17 protein-coding genes are annotated in these 16,370 nt (G+C 62.0%); 7 read left to right on the top strand and 10 right to left on the bottom strand.

Annotation, left to right across the window (positions count from 1 at the left end; all coding sequences use genetic code 11):
• Window positions 1-31: 31 nt before the first annotated feature.
• Complete coding sequence (locus FHS81_RS05110; RefSeq protein WP_183750977.1) at window positions 32-808, bottom strand: anti-sigma factor family protein; 777 nt, start codon at window positions 806-808, stop codon at window positions 32-34.
• Window positions 792-1,418 carry a sigma-70 family RNA polymerase sigma factor gene (locus FHS81_RS05105; RefSeq protein ID WP_183750976.1) on the bottom strand — a complete coding sequence of 209 codons (627 nt, stop codon included), beginning with the start codon at window positions 1,416-1,418 and terminating at the stop codon, window positions 792-794. The genes FHS81_RS05110 and FHS81_RS05105 overlap by 17 nt, the downstream gene beginning before the upstream one ends.
• A gap of 314 nt (window positions 1,419-1,732) precedes the next feature.
• Here FHS81_RS05105 and FHS81_RS05100 point away from each other — a divergent pair, with 314 nt between their 5' ends.
• Genes FHS81_RS05100 through FHS81_RS05090 form a run of 3 tightly spaced genes read left to right on the top strand, consistent with a single transcriptional unit; the run spans window position 1,733 to window position 5,152 of the window.
• Complete coding sequence (locus tag FHS81_RS05100; RefSeq protein ID WP_183750975.1) at window positions 1,733-3,292, top strand: TerC family protein; 1,560 nt, start codon at window positions 1,733-1,735, stop codon at window positions 3,290-3,292.
• Between the two features lie 55 nt (window positions 3,293-3,347).
• Window positions 3,348-4,679 carry a UDP-glucose dehydrogenase family protein gene (locus FHS81_RS05095; protein ID WP_183750974.1) on the top strand — a complete coding sequence of 444 codons (1,332 nt, stop codon included), beginning with the start codon at window positions 3,348-3,350 and terminating at the stop codon, window positions 4,677-4,679.
• Complete coding sequence (locus FHS81_RS05090; protein WP_183750973.1) at window positions 4,676-5,152, top strand: YbaK/EbsC family protein; 477 nt, start codon at window positions 4,676-4,678, stop codon at window positions 5,150-5,152. Before FHS81_RS05095 ends, FHS81_RS05090 begins: the two co-directional genes overlap by 4 nt.
• 12 nt (window positions 5,153-5,164) lie before the next feature.
• On the opposite strand, the gene FHS81_RS05085 is transcribed toward FHS81_RS05090, so the two are convergent.
• Complete coding sequence (locus FHS81_RS05085) at window positions 5,165-5,734, bottom strand: HNH endonuclease (RefSeq protein ID WP_183751267.1); 570 nt, start codon at window positions 5,732-5,734, stop codon at window positions 5,165-5,167.
• A gap of 405 nt (window positions 5,735-6,139) precedes the next feature.
• Here FHS81_RS05085 and FHS81_RS05080 point away from each other — a divergent pair, with 405 nt between their 5' ends.
• A complete protein-coding gene (locus FHS81_RS05080) occupies window positions 6,140-7,033 on the top strand; it encodes a DMT family transporter (protein ID WP_210281551.1) in 894 nt (297 codons plus the stop codon).
• A 22-nt stretch (window positions 7,034-7,055) separates the two neighbouring features.
• Here FHS81_RS05080 and FHS81_RS05075 read toward each other — a convergent pair whose 3' ends face one another.
• Window positions 7,056-7,979, bottom strand: a complete 924-nt coding sequence (locus tag FHS81_RS05075; RefSeq protein ID WP_183750972.1) for a D-alanine--D-alanine ligase — start codon at window positions 7,977-7,979, stop codon at window positions 7,056-7,058.
• Between the two features lie 295 nt (window positions 7,980-8,274).
• Between FHS81_RS05075 and lysM the strand changes: the two genes are divergently transcribed.
• The 3 genes from lysM (at window position 8,275) to FHS81_RS05060 (ending at window position 9,791) form a co-directional block, all read left to right on the top strand.
• On the top strand, window positions 8,275-8,721 hold the full coding sequence (lysM, locus tag FHS81_RS05070; RefSeq protein ID WP_183750971.1) for a peptidoglycan-binding protein LysM: 447 nt from the start codon (window positions 8,275-8,277) through the stop codon (window positions 8,719-8,721).
• 66 nt (window positions 8,722-8,787) lie between these two features.
• Window positions 8,788-9,123 carry an Rdx family protein gene (locus FHS81_RS05065; RefSeq protein WP_183750970.1) on the top strand — a complete coding sequence of 112 codons (336 nt, stop codon included), beginning with the start codon at window positions 8,788-8,790 and terminating at the stop codon, window positions 9,121-9,123.
• A gap of 131 nt (window positions 9,124-9,254) precedes the next feature.
• On the top strand, window positions 9,255-9,791 hold the full coding sequence (locus tag FHS81_RS05060) for a DUF1269 domain-containing protein (RefSeq protein ID WP_183750969.1): 537 nt from the start codon (window positions 9,255-9,257) through the stop codon (window positions 9,789-9,791).
• Between the two features lie 120 nt (window positions 9,792-9,911).
• Here FHS81_RS05060 and mnhG read toward each other — a convergent pair whose 3' ends face one another.
• From mnhG to FHS81_RS05030, 6 genes are read right to left on the bottom strand one after another with little or no spacing between them, the layout of a single operon-like run.
• On the bottom strand, window positions 9,912-10,334 hold the full coding sequence (gene mnhG, locus FHS81_RS05055) for a monovalent cation/H(+) antiporter subunit G (RefSeq protein ID WP_428982431.1): 423 nt from the start codon (window positions 10,332-10,334) through the stop codon (window positions 9,912-9,914).
• Complete coding sequence (locus tag FHS81_RS05050; RefSeq protein WP_183751264.1) at window positions 10,331-10,612, bottom strand: K+/H+ antiporter subunit F; 282 nt, start codon at window positions 10,610-10,612, stop codon at window positions 10,331-10,333. The genes mnhG and FHS81_RS05050 overlap by 4 nt, the downstream gene beginning before the upstream one ends.
• Before the next feature lie 35 nt (window positions 10,613-10,647).
• Window positions 10,648-11,136 carry a Na+/H+ antiporter subunit E gene (locus FHS81_RS05045; RefSeq protein ID WP_183750968.1) on the bottom strand — a complete coding sequence of 163 codons (489 nt, stop codon included), beginning with the start codon at window positions 11,134-11,136 and terminating at the stop codon, window positions 10,648-10,650.
• On the bottom strand, window positions 11,133-12,764 hold the full coding sequence (locus FHS81_RS05040) for a monovalent cation/H+ antiporter subunit D (protein WP_183750967.1): 1,632 nt from the start codon (window positions 12,762-12,764) through the stop codon (window positions 11,133-11,135). Before FHS81_RS05040 ends, FHS81_RS05045 begins: the two co-directional genes overlap by 4 nt.
• Window positions 12,764-13,108, bottom strand: a complete 345-nt coding sequence (locus FHS81_RS05035; RefSeq protein WP_183750966.1) for a Na+/H+ antiporter subunit C — start codon at window positions 13,106-13,108, stop codon at window positions 12,764-12,766. Before FHS81_RS05035 ends, FHS81_RS05040 begins: the two co-directional genes overlap by 1 nt.
• Entirely contained in the window at window positions 13,108-16,047 is a 2,940-nt protein-coding gene (locus FHS81_RS05030; protein ID WP_183750965.1) for a monovalent cation/H+ antiporter subunit A, read from the bottom strand. The genes FHS81_RS05035 and FHS81_RS05030 overlap by 1 nt, the downstream gene beginning before the upstream one ends.
• Window positions 16,048-16,370: the final 323 nt, after the last annotated feature.

Raw genomic sequence — 16,370 nt, 5'->3', positions numbered from 1 at the left:
GTGATCTCCACCGGCGCGGGCCGGCGGAACGTCAGTAGAGGGTTCGCAGCAGGCGGCTGGCCGCCTCATCGATTTCGCGCGCGCCCTCCTGCGTGACGAGCGCATAGGCCACGTCGCCAATCTGCCAGTAAGCGACGGCAAGCTCGCCCCTGTGCGCAATCGTGACCGGCACGACATCGAAAACGCCGGGGCGCAGGGCGATCAGCGATATGGAGCCCATATCGGGCGTTGCAATCGACAATCCCACGCCGGGGCCATAGGCGGACGGCGCGACCGCGACATCCTGCACCTGCCAGTCGTCCGGCAGGGCCGGGAGCGCAATCGCGGTTTCCGCGAGGATGTGCAGCGGATCGTAAGCGCCGCCACTGCTCTCGCGGATAACGGATGGACGTTCGTCGAAGCGGTCGATGGCCTCCTCGACGAATGCCGGCGGCAGCCCCGAGGCGGATACCTTGCCGATGCCCAGCGCGCCATATTCCGCATGCGCGAACCAGCCGATGGCGAGGAACATGCCGACAGCCGCGAGGCGGCGCAAGGCCTCGGAACGCCGTCCCCAGCGCAACGCCCGGGACAGACGGCGGGCGGCCTGTCCGGTTTCCGGGCGGGGAGCCGGCTGCACCTGCGCCAATGCGAGCGTCAGCTCGTCACGCAGGCGCATATCCTGCATCACGCGGGCGGCCAGTTCGGGGCGCGCGGCGAGGTGCGCTTCCACCGCGATGCGGCGGGGCAGGGATATATGCCCGTCGATATAGCGTTGCAGATCGGTCTCAACGACAGGATCATGCGCACTGTCATGCAGATGTGTCATCGGTGCCTCCTACCACACGCAGATGGGTAACGCCGGCCGCCTCCCTGGGGCGGGCGGGCTGCTCCTCGAACGCGCGCAGCGCCGCCCTGGCGCGGGAGAGGCGCGACATCACGGTGCCGACCGGCACGTCCAGCGCCTGCGCGGCCTCGCCATAGCCCAACCCCTCGATGGTGATAAGGTGCAGCACGGCGCGCTGCTCCTCCGGCAAGGCCATGAACGCTTCGCGCACCTGTGCCAGCCGCAATGCGTGATCCTGCTGCGGCCCATGCTGGCGCGCCGCAGGGTCGGCATTTATATCCCCGGCCAGCGCTTCCATACGTTTGCGCTCGCTTCGCCGTGAACGCAGCCGGTCGACGAAAATATTATGCAGGATCGCCAGCAGCCACGGGCGCAGGCCCTTTTCCGCACGAAAGCCGCCACGCTTTTCGTAGGCGCGCAGCAGAGCGTCGTGGACGAGATCCTCGGCGTCCGTCGCATCGCGCGTCAGGCTCAGCGCGTAGCGGCGCAACGCCGGCAATTCGCCAACCACATCAAGGCCATCGCCATCGCCGCTGTGAGCGGCGGGCGTTTCCGAAGCACTGACGTTCACGGGCGTCCTGTCACGTTTCATGTTGGGTATACGGATCTGAAATCGATTCTATTCCCGGGTAGAGCGTGTTTCATGCGTTTTTTTGTTGCGAGGTTGCAAACGGGGGTTGTTGGCGGCATGGCGCTGCGCTTATGATAGCGGCAGCGTGCGCAATGCGCGCCTGTCGAGATCATGGAGCCCTTTGTGTCCCCCGCTGGCGAACCGAGCTGTTGTATAACGCGATTCGAAGCGGGGAGTATTTTGGGAAGCTGTTGCATCTGCTGCCTGTCGCCAGCCTGCGCACCATTGGTCCGGCCCGCTTTCTCCCAGCCTGAAACAGTCGCGGAAATCGTCTGATGTCTATGGAATGGATTGCGGACCCCTCCGCTTGGGCCGGTCTGGCCACGCTTATCGTGCTCGAGGTCGTCCTCGGGATCGACAACCTCATCTTTATCGCCATTCTCGCCGACAAGCTACCGCCCGAGCAGCGCAACAAGGCGCGCATCATCGGTCTGTCGCTGGCGCTCATCATGCGCCTGGCGCTGCTGGCCTCGATCTCGTGGATCGTGACGCTTACGCAGCCCATCATCACCATTCTCGGGGCGGAGATATCCTGGCGGGACGTGATCCTCATCGGCGGCGGCGCCTTCCTGCTCTTCAAGGGCACGTCAGAGCTGCATGAGCGGCTGGAAGGGCACACGGCCGCCAAGGCGTCGTCCGGGGCCTATGCGGTCTTCTGGCACGTCATCGCCCAGATCGTCGTGCTTGACGCGGTGTTCTCGCTGGATTCGGTCATCACCGCCGTCGGCATGGTGAAGGATCTGTCGGTGATGATGATCGCTGTCATCGTGGCCGTCGTGGTGATGATGATCGCCAGCCGTCCGCTGATGAACTTCGTCAGCCGCCACCCGACCGTGGTCATCCTCTGCCTCGGCTTCCTGCTGATGATCGGCTTCAGCCTGATTGTCGAAGGTCTCGGCTATCACATTCCCAAGGGCTACCTCTACGCCGCCATCGGCTTCTCCATTCTGGTGGAGGCGGCGAACCAGCTTGGCCGGCGAAACGTGCAGAAGCGCGTGACTAGCACGGATCTGCGCGACCGCACGGCGCGCGCCGTGCTGCGCATCCTGCGCGGCGGCAAGGATACGTCCGAGGCGTCCGAGGAGGTCGCGGCGATCATCTCCACCGGCGGTGGTGGAACGGCGTTCACTGCTGCCGAGAGCAGTATGATCGAGCGCGTCCTGACCCTCGGGGAGCGCAACGTGCGTTCCATCATGGTGCCGCGCGTCGACACGATCTGGCTTGACGCGGCCGACCCGCCCGAGGTGGTGCTGCGGGAGATCAACCAGAGCGGACGCTCGCGCTTTCCCGTTTGCCGGGGCGAGGTGGATAATGTCATCGGCGTCGTTCACGCCAAGGATCTGCTGGAGCAACAGCGCCTGACCGGCACGATCGATCTGGCGACGGCGGTGCGCGCGCCGCTTTATGTCAACGACACCATGCCCGTGCTGCGGCTGCTTGAGAACTTCAGGGAAGCCAACGTCCATCTGGCCATTGTGGTTGACGAGCACGGCACCTTCGAGGGCGTTGTGACGGCAACCGACGTGCTCGTCGCCATCGCCGGCGATCTGCCGGAACTGGCCGGGGAAGAGAAGGCAGAGGCCGTGCGGCGCGAAGATGGCGCATGGATGCTCGACGGGCGCATGGCCATCGACGAGGTCGAGCGCGTGCTGCAGCTTGAGGATATGGACGAGGACGGCGACTTCACCACGCTGGCCGGGTTCATGCTGGCCCATCTTGGCCACCTGCCGGAAGAAGGCGAGGCGTTCATCTGGAACGGCTGGCGTTTCGAGGTCGCGGATATGAACGGCCGGCGTATCGGCAGTGTGGTTGCCGGGGCGAGCGGCGCTTCATGAGCCTGTGCGGTGCCGGATCGGCGCCGCTGGTATAACAGCAAGCAGGAACGGTAATATGCGCGTAACAATGATTGGCGCCGGTTATGTCGGGCTGGTATCGGGAGCATGCTTTGCCGATTTCGGCCATGACGTGACCTGCGTCGACAAGGATCCGGCCAAGATCGAGGCGCTGAAAGCCGGTCAAATCCCGATTTTCGAGCCGGGGCTGGCCGAACTCGTGGCCAATAACGTCCGCACCGGCCGTCTTTTCTTCGATACGGATCTGACGGAAGCCGTGCGGTCTGCCGATGCCGTTTTCATCGCCGTCGGCACGCCGTCCCGGCGCGGGGACGGGCACGCGGATCTGTCCTATGTGCATCAGGCGGCACGCGAGATCGCTGCGGCCATCGACGGATATACCGTCATCGTCACGAAGTCGACCGTGCCGGTGGGCACGGGCGACGCCGTGGAAGCCATCATCCGCGAGGTGCGGCCGGATGCGGATTTCGCCGTTGTCTCCAATCCTGAGTTTCTGCGCGAGGGCGCTGCTATCAGCGACTTCAAGCGCCCGGACCGCATTGTCGTGGGCACGGAGGATGAGCGCGCTGCCGAGGTGATGCGGGCGCTTTATCGCCCGCTCTATCTGAACCAGTCGCCGCTCATCGTCACCAACCGCCGCACGGCGGAACTGATCAAATATGCGGCCAACGCTTTCCTCGCCACCAAGATCACGTTCATCAACGAGATCGCCGATCTGTGCGAGAAAGTCGGAGCCAACGTGCAGGAGGTGGCGCGCGGCATCGGCCTCGATAACCGCATCGGCGGCAAGTTCCTGCACGCGGGGCCGGGTTACGGCGGCTCCTGCTTCCCCAAGGATACGATGGCGCTGGTGAAAATCGCGCAGGATGCCGACTCGCCTGTGCGTATCGTCGAGACGGTCTCCGCCGTCAACGAGGTGCGCAAACGCGCCATGGGGCGCAAGGTGATCGCAGCTTGCGGCGGCAACGTTTCGGGCAAGACCATCGCCGTGCTGGGCCTCACCTTCAAGCCCAACACCGACGACATGCGCGAGGCGCCGTCCATTGCCGTCATCCGCACGCTGCAGGATGCGGGCGCAGCCATCCGCGCCTACGATCCCGAGGGCATCGATCAGGCCAGGCTGGTGCTCGACGACGTGACCTACACCAAGGATGCCTATTCGGCCATCGACGGAGCGGATGCGCTCGTTATCGTCACGGAGTGGGATGCCTTCCGCGCGCTCGATCTCGACCGCGTCAAGGCCTTGCTTCGCCAGCCCGTCATGGTGGACCTGCGCAACATCTATCCGCCGAACGATCTGCTGCGCCGTGGCTTCACCTACATCAGCATCGGCCGCCCGCAGGAGTTGTACGAGGAGGAGGGGGCATGAGCCTTGAGTCGGCTCGCGCCTTCCTGAAAGAGAAAGCGCCTGATCTCGAAATCATCGAGCTTGAGGTGAGCACGGCCACAGTGGCACTGGCGGCCGAGGCGCATGGCGTGGAGCCGGGGCGCATCGCCAAAACGCTGTCACTGCGGTTCGGCGACGATGTGGTGCTGGTTGTGGCGCGCGGCGACGCACGGCTCGACAATCGCAAGCTGAAAACACATTTCGGCACGAAGGCCCGCATGCCGGGACCGGAGGAAGTCGCGGCGCTCACCGGCCATCCCGTGGGCGGGGTGTGCCCGTTCGGGCTGGCGACACCGCTGCCGGTTTATTGTGACGTATCCCTCAAGGCCTTCGACGAAGTCGTACCGGCGGCTGGCTCGACGCATTCCGCAGTGCGTATCGGCACGCAGCGGCTGGCTGAAATCGTCGGGGCAACATGGATCGACGTGTGTCAGGAAGTCGACACGCCGGCTTGAAGCCACGTTGATTCAGGGCTCCAGTTCCACGTCCCAGTAGAGGTAATCGAGCCAGCTTTCATGCAGATAGTTGGGCGGGAACAGGCGTCCGTTCTGGTGCAGATCGTGAACGGACGGTGCGTAGGGCATCTGCATCGGCCACATGTCAATATCGCGCGGCATACGGTTGCCTTTGCGCAGATTGCACGGCGAACAGGCCGTGACAACGTTTTCCCAGGTCGTCTGTCCGCCCTTGGAACGGGGGATCAAATGATCGAAGGTGAGATCCTCGTGCGATCCGCAGTACTGGCATGAGAAGCGATCGCGGAGGAAAACGTTGAACCTTGTAAAGGCCGGATGGCGAGAGGGTTGAACGTAGGTTTTCAGGGAAACGACGGAGGGAAGGCGCATCTCGAAAGTGGGACTTCGCACCGCCGTATCATATTCCGAGACGATGTTTACCCTGTCGAGAAACACCGCCTTGATTGCATCCTGCCAACTCCATAAGGAAAGCGGATAATAGCTCAGCGGCCGGAAATCGGCGTTGAGTACAAGAGCCGGACATCCATCCGGCGTAGCGGGAACTGGGACGTGGACCGTCACCTTGCCGTCTCCGTATTCCCCCACGTAGGGGTTTCCAAAAACAGACTATTCTGCTTCGCGACGGATATTCTACAGTGCCTGTGACGTTGTTGTGAAGGATAATTATGTCTTTGTGAATTCCGCCTTCAATAGCCGACAACCCTTTACCGTTGCACGCCAATCTGCTCCGATTCAAGCTCTTGCGCCCGTCTGCTCACGACACCGTGGGCAGGCCTTTTAGACTCCGCAGCGGCGACTCAAGCAAGGAGGGCCCGTCAGGCATTTCCCGGTTGGCCCGGCGCGAAGCGCTGTGCGATGGGCGTTTCGCATTTCTCGCGAGAATGTGTCATACACCGGATGATTCATCAAAGATCGGTCTGGAGAACGCGCGCTGCGCGCGCTCGCCACGCGTAACGGAGCAGATGATTGAGCGTGTCATCCGGGGTTGCCGAGCCGGAGCGGAAATGGTTTTCGCTGCCGGAAGTCGTGCTCATTATCATCACGGTTTTCTGGGGCGCCACATTCCTCATCGTGCAGAATGCGCTCACGGTGACGGGGCCGTTCTTTCTCGTCGGCCTGAGATTCGCAGCGGCCGCGCTGCTGCTGGCGCTGGTGTCGTGGCGCTCGATGGCAGCGGGGGTGACCCGTCTTGAATGGCGAGCCGGCTGCCTGATCGGCATCGTGCTGATGCTGGGCTATTCGTTGCAGACGGTTGGACTGCAGACCATTCCGAGCAGCCAGTCCGCCTTTATAACCGCGCTCTACGTGCCTTGTGTGCCGCTGCTTCAGCTTCTAGTTTTGCGTGTCATGCCCCGCCGAATGGCATGGCTCGGCATCGTGCTGGCCTTCCTCGGCCTGATGCTGCTCGCCGGGCCGGAGGGGTTGTCGATCCGCTTCGAAGTCGGTGAATTGTGGACGGTGGCGTCCGCCGTTGCCATTGCCGGGGAAATCATCCTCATCAGCTTTTTCGCGGGCCGCACCAGTGCCAGACGCGTGACGGTGATACAGCTTGGTGTTGCCTCCGTCTTGAGCTTTGCGGCGATGATCCCGGCTGGCGAAGCCATCCCGCCGTTTTCATGGCTGCTGGTTGCCACGGTCGTCGGGTTGGGTGTCGCGAGCGCCGCAATCCAGTTCGCGATGAACTGGGCGCAACGCACCGTTTCCCCCACGCGCGCCACCCTGATCTATGCCGGGGAGCCGGTGTGGGGCGGCATTTTCGGGCGGCTGGCGGGCGAGCGACTCGGCCCGCTGGCTCTTCTCGGCGGCGCGCTGATTGTTGCCGGCGTGCTCGTCAGCGAGTGGCGGCGCAAGCAACGATGATCGCGCTCGCGCCTGCGCTCACTCAGCCGTAACGCGCGGTTTTGACCAGCCCGTCAACGAGATCAGCGAAGCTGATGCCGACGTAAGCTGCCTGTTCGGGCGCAAGGCTGAGTGGCGTCATGCCCGGCTGGGTGTTGGTTTCAAGAATATAAAGCCCGCCGTCGCTGCCCGCTTCCGGGCGGTCGTCGTAGCGGAAGTCGGAGCGGCTCAGGCTGCGGCAGCCAAGCACCGTGTGGGCGATTTCCGCCCAGCGCAGGGCCTGCTCGGTGATCTCGGCGGGAATCGGAGCGGGGATGAGGTGCTGCGTGCGTCCGGCCGTATATTTGCTGTCGTAATCATAGAAGCCTTCGGAGGTGCGCAGCTCCGTCACCGCCAATGCCTTGCCGTCGAGCACCGCCACTGTCAGTTCCCGGCCTTCGATGAACTTTTCAACCAGCACATGGTCGCCATAGTGCCAATCCTCGTCGCTGGCGATCGCGTTGTCGCCCGCCTGCACGATGCGTACGCCCTTCGATGACCCCTCTGCCACAGGCTTGATGACATAAGGTGGCGGCAGCGGGTGTCCATCGCGGAAATCATCGCGGGTGCATAGCTTCCCGGCGGCGCAGCGCAGTCCGGCGCGGGTGAAGATATCGCGCGACAGCGCTTTGTTCATGGCGACGGCCGATGCCAGCAGGCCGGAGTGGGTGTAGGGCACGCGAAGGAGATCAAGCAAACCCTGCACCGACCCATCTTCACCAAGATGGCCATGCAGGGCGTTGAATACGATGTCGCGATCCGGATCGAGCGCAGCGACCAACGTCTTGACACCATCAGCCGGATCGACGAGGGCAACGTCATGGCCCTTGCTGCGAAGGGCATCAGCGCACGCCTGCCCGCTGACAAGCGATACTTCGCGCTCGGTGGAGAACCCACCATACAGAACCACAATCCGTTTTGCCGACATCTTTCTTCCCCCGCTTCGTATTGCCTCAGGTTCTGATTTATAGGGTGGCAAAGGTAACTATTTCCCGAAAAATCCCGGCAGATATCAACGCTCCGATGGCGTCGTTGAAGCCCATACATGGACATGGAACAAGGTGAAAGAACAGGCTGTTTATGTGAATGGCTGCAAAATAAGTGCTCGTACGTGCAATTAAGCAGCCAGGGTTTATTGAGATTATGGTATGTCTTGATAACCTGTCATACGGCAGCACGACATGCATGCTGATAGTGCAGATGCAAATAATGGAGTGATCACGATGGGTTTGCTGAGCTTCATCAAGGGCGCGGGCGAGAAGATTTTCGGCGCGAGCGAGGCACAGGCGGCAACTGCCGATGACCTCAAGAAGGAAGTCGAAAAGCACGGCTTCAGCACCGAAGGTCTCGACATTCAGGTCGATGGCGACAAGGTGACCGTGAAGGGCAACGCCGCAACCACCGAAGACGCGGAGAAGATCGCTCTGGCGCTTGGCAACACCATCGGTGTCGCTGCGGTGGAAAGCGAAATCGCGGTGGAAACGCCCAGCGAGGAAGCCCGCTTCTACACCGTGCAGAAGGGCGACACCCTCTGGAAGGTCGCTGAAGAGCAGTACGGCGCAGGCAAGGGCGCGAAGTACACCGAGATTTTCGAGGCGAACAAGCCGCTTCTGAGCCACCCCGACAAGATCTATCCCGGTCAGGTGCTGCGCATTCCCGCGCTGGTCTGATTCTGCCAAAAGCCGGTGCTTCGCAGCATTGCCAGCACCGGCATCCCGGCGGGGTGAGCCATAGGCATGAGCATACAAAAAGACGCTTCCGATAGCGACGCGGCAGCCGAAACGGCTGCTCCTCGCATCGTCATTACCTACTGCACGCAATGCCAATGGCTGCTGCGTGCGGCCTGGATGGCGCAAGAACTGCTGTCGACGTTCGCCACAGATCTCTCTGAAGTTGCCCTCGTGCCCGGTACTGGCGGCGTCTTCAGGATAGACTACGATGGCGATCCGATCTGGGAGCGCAAGCGCGATGGCGGCTTTCCCGACGTCAAAACACTGAAGCAGCGCGTCCGCGATAAATTGGACCCCGCGCGTGATCTTGGCCATATCGACGCCGTTGCGCGCGTGGAATAGGGCGCTGCTGGACTGGGTGGAAACGTCCGGTCAGCAATATCTTTAGAATAAGCAGTCAGGCCATTTCTGGCAAAATCGTGCGGCCGCCGTTTCGCGCACCGCCTCCGTCACCCGTCTATGGAGTTGATCCGATGAGCGATCTCGTTTTCATTGCATTCCCGACCGAAGAAAAGGCTATCGAAGTCCGCAAGCGCCTGCTTGAGCTTCAGCAGGAATACCTCATCGAACTCGGCGACGCGGTGATCGCCGTCAAAGAGGACGATGGCAAGATTCGCCTGAATCAGCTGGTCAATCTGACGGCGGCGGGTGCAGCCTCTGGCGCACTCTGGGGCGCACTGATCGGCTTCATCTTCCTGAACCCGATCTTGGGCACGGCAATTGGCGCGGGTGCCGGCGCGCTCAGCGGCAAGTTCACGGATGTCGGCATCAACGATAACTTCGTCAAGGAGGCCGCCGAGGCCTTGACGCCCGGCACCGCTGGCCTGTTCTTGCTTATCCGCAAGGTGACGGCGGACAAGGTATTGAAAGACCTTGAAGGTATCGGCGGTACGGTTATCCAGACCTCCTACGACGAAACCAAGGAAGCCGCTCTGCGCGACGCACTCGCCGGGCACATCAAGACCGGGCCGCAAGACAGCGAAGATCCGGCAAAGCTTCCCGCAAGCTGACAATCAAACAGACCATCCGGCGTCATATGACGCCGGATGGTCTGAAGCTTGCTTTATTCAATCCAGTTCGTTCCGTATCGTGGTGCAGCACTGAGCACTTGTGCCGGAGGGTTTTAGCCTTCAGGTGCGATCCGCGGTTTCGCTCTCGCCAGCTTGCGACCGAACTGCAGCTTCGGCTTTTTTGTATTTTCCGGCACCGGGAACTTCGCGGTTATTCTCGACACGGTCCCGGTAAAGCGCCGCGCGGACCAGCAGCATCATCGCCACCGGGGTCGTGATCGTCAGGAATACGGCGATCAAAATCTCGTGCACGGATAAGCGCCCGCGCAGCACCGTAAAACAAATCATCGATGCGACAAGAATAAATCCGGTGCCGAGTGTTGCCCCCAAAGTCGGTGCATGCACGCGCTCGTAAAACGATTTCAGCCGCACAAGACCAATTGCGCCGATCAACGACAGCAGCGCGCCGATAAACACCATGGCTGCAGTCAGATAAGCGGCCCAGGCCGGTAGATCCTTGAGCGCGAGGTCGATATCAATCACTCGATCACCTCACCGCGCATGAGGAACTTCGATAGTGCCGCCGTACCGACGAAGCCGAGCAGAGCGATGATCAACGCCACCTCGAAGTAAGTCGCGCTGGCGATGCGAATGCCGTATGTCAGCAGCAGCAGCATGGCATTTACATAAAATGTATCGAGGCCGAGAATGCGATCCTGTGCGCGCGGGCCGAAAATCAGCCTGTAAGCCGCGCATGCCATGGCAAGCCCGAGGAAAAGCTGGGCAATGAACAGCGACCAGTCCAGCACCAGAAACGGCATGTCGAGTGGGCGGGCAGGGGGGAGGGGAAGGAACCTCATTCAAAAATCTCCATCAGCCGCCGCTCGTAGCGATTCTTGATGGTGTCTATCCAGAGCTGCTCTTCCTGCAGATCGAGGACGTGAATCAGCAGCATGCCCGACGAATAGGAAAAGTTTGTCCATATGGTGCCGGGCGTCGACGTGATGACAATGGCAAGGGTCGCAAGGCCATACGGGTTGCGAATATCCAGCGGCACGGCCATGAAGCCGGGAGCCCCGCGCCGGCTCGACGGACGCAGAATAATCTTCGCCACCGCGATGTTCGAATGCACGATGTCGATAAAGATGATGCCCGCCAGCTTGATGATGGTCCATGGGCGGCGAATGCGTGGGCCAGTCTGCTCCAGCGTGGTCATCATCCAGCCGCCACCCAGCGCCAGTACGGCCGCGAAAGTCAGGGCGGCCGGCGACACGGATTGGTTGAGCAGCAGCCACATCACGAAAATGGCCAGCGACATGAGGGGATGCGGCAAAATGCGTCTCATGGCGTGGCACCCCGCGACGCCCCGCCGTTTGGCAGGACGCTGTCGATGTAGGCCGCCGGTGCATGCAACGACATGGCGGTGTCCTCCATGAAATCGAGCACGGGGCCTGCGGCCATCGTCAACGCCACGCATAGCAGAAGCAGGAAGCTGACAGCCACGACCTCGACTCCGCGCACGCCCGGAACGGCGATTTCAAGTGGCGACCAGAACGTCTGGATGCCGATACGCGTCATGGCCAGCATGGCCGAGAGACCGGACAGGATCAACAGGGCGATCAGCACCCACGTCACCACGAACTGCGGCCCGCCCGTGCCGAAACCTGCCGGGTCCATGATCGCCGACATCAAGGCGAATTTGGCGAGGAAGCCCGACAACGGTGGCAGACCCGCCAGCAGCAGCGCGCAGGCAACGAAACTGCCGCCGAGGAACGCCAGAATCGTGGGAATGCGCTCACCGACCTCGACTTCCTCGGTGATATCGTCCTCATCCGTGTAACCGAATGCCTCCATGGTGACGGCCAGCACGTCGGCGCCGGGGTCGCGCCCGCGCTCCACGAGTTCCGTCAGCAGGAAAAATGCCGCAACCGCCAATGTGGAGTTGACCAGATAAAACAGCGCGCCACTCGTCGCCGCCGCGTTGCCCACGCCAATGGCCGCAAGCAGCGTTCCCGAGGACACCAGCACGCTATATCCGGCAAGGCGCGACATGGTTTGCGTGGCCAGCACACCGACGAGGCCGAAGGCGATGGTCGCCATGCCGCCGTAAAGCAGCACCTCGGAGCCGAAATGGGCCGACTCGCCCGCCCCCGGGCCGAAAAGCAGCAGCGACAGGCGCAGTATGATGTAGACGCCCACCTTCGTCATGATGGAGAAAATAGCCGCGACGGGTGCGCTTGCCGCCGCATAGGCCGTGGGCAGCCAGAATGACAGTGGCCACATGCCGGCCTTAACCAGAAAGGCAACGCCCAGTATCGCCGCTCCGGCCTCCATGAACATCCTGTCGGTGTCGTTGAGACCGGGAATGCGCGTGGCCAGATCCGCCATGTTCAAAGTGCCGGTGACGCCGTAAATGAGGCTGACGCCGATCAGGAACAGGGTGGATGCAGCAAGGTTCACGACGATGTAGTGCAGGCCGGCTTTCACCCGCACAACGCCCATGCCATGCAACACGAGACCGTATGATGCGGCCAGCAACACCTCGAAGAACACGAACAGGTTGAACAGATCGCCGGTGAGGAACGCGCCGTTCAGCCCGACAAGCAGGAAAAGGAACAGCGTGTGGAAGTGCGGGCCGGCCCGATGCCAGCGCGCCAGCGAAAACACCAGCGCCGCAAGCGCCAGGATACTCGTGAGCACCAGCATGACCGCCGAAAGGCGATCCAGCACCAGCACGATGCCGAATGGCGCAGGCCAGTCGCCGAGCCGGTAGGACACCGTTTCTGCCAGCGCCGTTGATCCGCTCGCGCGGAACAGCAACGTCACGGCGATAACCAGCAATGCTATTGCCACCAGAATGGTCAAGGCGGCTTTGACGGGCCTGCGGCGGTCGTCCAATAGCAGCAGGAACGCCCCTGCCAGCAGCGGCAGCACGATGGGGAGGATGATGAGGTGATCGGCCAGCACGGTCATCAGAGGTCGGTCTCCCGGCCATCGACATGATCAGTGCCGGTCAGCCCGCGCGAAGCGAGCAGCACCACAAGGAAAAGCGCGGTCATGGCGAAGCTGATAACGATGGCTGTGAGCACGAGCGCCTGAGGCAGCGGATCGGCCAGCGTGGCCAGATCGCTCGACCCGCCTGGTTCGAGAATGGGCGGTGCGTTGGAGCGCAGGCGCCCCATGCCGAAGATGAACAGGTTCGTCGCATAGGATATCAATGCCAGCCCGATGATGACCTGAAATGTACGCGGGCGCAGCAGCAGCCAGAGGCCGGACCCCGTCAGCACACCGATGGCGACTGCGATGATGATTTCCATCACTGGCCTCCCGTGGTGCTGGCCGCGAGTTTCTTGCGCGGCAGCTTCGGCGTGCGGATCGACTGGTGGGCGATGGCGATCAGCATCAGCACCGTCGCGCCGACAACCAGCGAATACACGCCCAGGTCGAACAGCAAGGCGCTTGCCATCGGGATTTTTCCGAGCACCGGCAGTTCCAGATACTGGAAGTGCGATGTCAGGAACGGATAGTCGAACAGCCACGCTCCAAGGCCCGTGCAGGTTGCGGCCAGCAGGCCGATGCCCATCCAGCGCACGGGAAGAATGCGCAACCTGTCCTCAACCCAGCGTGTGTCGCTCGCCATGTATTGCAGGATGAACGAGATCGACATGGCAACGCCTGCCGCAAACCCGCCGCCGGGCAGATCATGCCCGCGCATCAGCAGGTAAACCGCAACGACGGCGATGACCGGGAACAGCCACAACATGATGAGCCGCGGAATCGCCATGTATTCGGCAACCGTCTGGCCGACGTTGCGATCCGGGTGGGCATCGTCATAAGCGATCTGGAGCTGCTGCTGCTCCGGCATCGCCATGCTCTCCGGCGCAGGGCGGAAACGCCGCAGGAGGGCGAACACCGTCAGCGCGACGATGGCCAGAACCGTGATTTCGCCCAGCGTATCGAAGCCGCGGAAATCGACCAGAATGACGTTGACGACATTGGTGCCGCCGCCCTCGCTATAGGCGCGCTCCAGGAAGAAGCTGGAGATGGAATCGGGCATCGGCTGCGTCATGACGGCGTATGACAGCATCGCGATGCCGGTGCCGGCGGCAATGGCCACCACGAGATCCCAGGCGCGACGGGCGCGAACGTTGAGCGGAACCGGCGTCAGCGCATCCACTTCCTTGATACGCTTGGGCATCCAGCGCAGGCCGAGCAGCAGCAGGACAGTGGTGACGATCTCGACCAGAAGCTGCGTCAGCGCCAGATCGGGGGCGGACAGCCAGACGAAGGTGATGCAGGTGGCAAGGCCTGCGCCGCCCAACATGGCAAGGGCGGCCAGCCGGTGATACTTGGCCTCCGATGCCGCGCCGACCGCGCAGCAGATGCCAACCAGCCACATCAGCGCGAAAGCGGTATCGAAGCCGTGCAGGTCCAGCCCCGCAAACGACAGCCATAGCGGCCCGAAACCGTCGAAATAGAGCGTCAACGTCGCAGCCGCCAGCGCCATGAAGACCAGCAGTCGCAACTGTGGCTGGAGCCGCCGGGTGCCGAACAGCGCTTCGAGCTGGCGCGCCCACTTCCACGACACCGTTACCATGATGCGTTCGAAAATGCGCTGCCCCTTCAGCCCGCGAAGCAGGGGAGGGCCTTCCTCGCCCTGCGCCAGATAGCCGCGCAGCAGCAGGTAGACGAGGATGCCGCCGATCATGGCGATGATGCTCATCAGCAGCGGGTAGTTGAACCCGTGCCAGATGGCGAGGCTGTAGTAAGGCAGTCTGTCGCCGAGGATGGCCGACACGCCGATGTGCAGGATCGGCCCGATGGTGAATGTCGGGAAGATACCGATCAGCAGGCACAGCAGCACCAGAAATTCCATCGGGAAGCGCATCCAGTGCGGCGGCTCGTGCGGCTTGCGCGGCAACCCCACAGGTGGCGGGCCGAAGAAAACGCCGAGAATGAAGCGCAGCGAATAGGCAACCGAGAACATGCTGGCCACCACGGCCAGGAACGGCAGCGCTTCGTCGAATACCGAATCGACGTGCTCGACAATGGTTTCGGCGAAGAACATTTCCTTCGACAGGAAGCCGTTGAGCAGCGGCACGCCGGCCATGGCGGCGCCTGCAACCATCGCAAGCGTCGCCGTGATGGGCATATAGCGTATCAACCCGCTGAGGCGGCGCAGGTCTCGACTGCCTGTTTCATGGTCGATGATGCCGGCGGCCATGAACAGCGACGCCTTGAAGATGGCATGGTTGAGCAGATGAAACACCGCCGCGACGACACCGAGCGGGCTGCCGAGGCCAAGCATCAGCGTGATGAGCCCGAGATGGCTGATGGTGGAATAAGCCAGCAGCCCCTTCAGATCCTGCTGGAAAATGGCGATGTAGGCACCGAGCAGCAGCGTACACACGCCCGCGCCGCCGACGATCCAGAACCACGGCTCCGTGCCGGCCAGCACAGGCCAGAGGCGCGCCATGAGGAACACACCCACCTTTACCATGGTGGCGGAATGCAGATATGCCGATACCGGAGTGGGCGCGGCCATGGCGTGTGGCAGCCAGAAATGGAACGGGAACTGCGCGCTCTTGGTCAGCGCGCCGAGCAGGATCAGCACCAGCGCCGGCCGGTAAAGGCTGTCGGAGCGGATTTTGTCGCCAGCCGCAAGCACCTTGTCGAGATCGTAGCTGCCGACGATATGGCCAAGGATCAGCACGCCCGCCAGCAGGCAGAGCCCGCCGATGCCCGTCACCGTCAGCGCCATGCGTGCACCTTCACGCGCGCCGGGGTTATGGCTCCAGTATCCGATGAGCAGGAACGAGAACAGGCTGGTCAGTTCCCAGAAGAAAACCATCTGAATGAGGTTGCCGGACAGCACGACACCCAGCATTGCCCCGAAAAATGACAGAAAGAACGAGAAGAAGCGCGGCACCGGATCTTCCGGCGACATATAATACCGGGCATAGACGACGACCAGGAAGCCGATAAGCCCGACAAGGCCTGCCATGATCCAGGCAAAACCATCCAGCCGCAGGATGAAGTTGAGGCCAATCGTCGGAAGCCACTCGATGGTGGTGCTGACGACGGTTCCTTCGCTCATCGTTGAATAGAACGACGCGATGACCAGTGTGCAGGTGAGGGCCACGAGGCCGGTCAGCAGGCATGCAGCGTCACGCGCGTCGCGGGGCAAGGATGCGACGACAACGCTTCCCAGGAAGGGAAGGCAGATCAGCAAAAAGAGTCGCGCTTCATCCCACATTGGTTATTCGCGGCGCCGTTTGAAGTTTTGGGGAGGGAGAATGCCGATCCTTACCGGAAAGTCATTCATCGCGGTTCAATTCGGATAACAGACGCAAGGGCAGGGGCGCAAGCGACTAATCACACAGCCTGTGCAATGATTGGCATTCGTCGCTCCTTCCTGTGTCGTGGACTGGCTGGCCTGTTGCACCCGATAACCGGCGATCATGCCGATTTCGTGATCGCCGAGGGTGATTTTCGGGCGATTATGACCATCGGAATGCTTCGGTCATTTAACAAAAAATTGATATCTCATTTGATTTGCAGTCATTTCTGGCAAGTGCG

Source organism: Pseudochelatococcus contaminans (assembly GCF_014195635.1).
Taxonomy (GTDB): domain Bacteria; phylum Pseudomonadota; class Alphaproteobacteria; order Rhizobiales; family Beijerinckiaceae; genus Pseudochelatococcus; species Pseudochelatococcus contaminans.
This window is presented reverse-complemented; position numbering and strand designations above follow the sequence as displayed.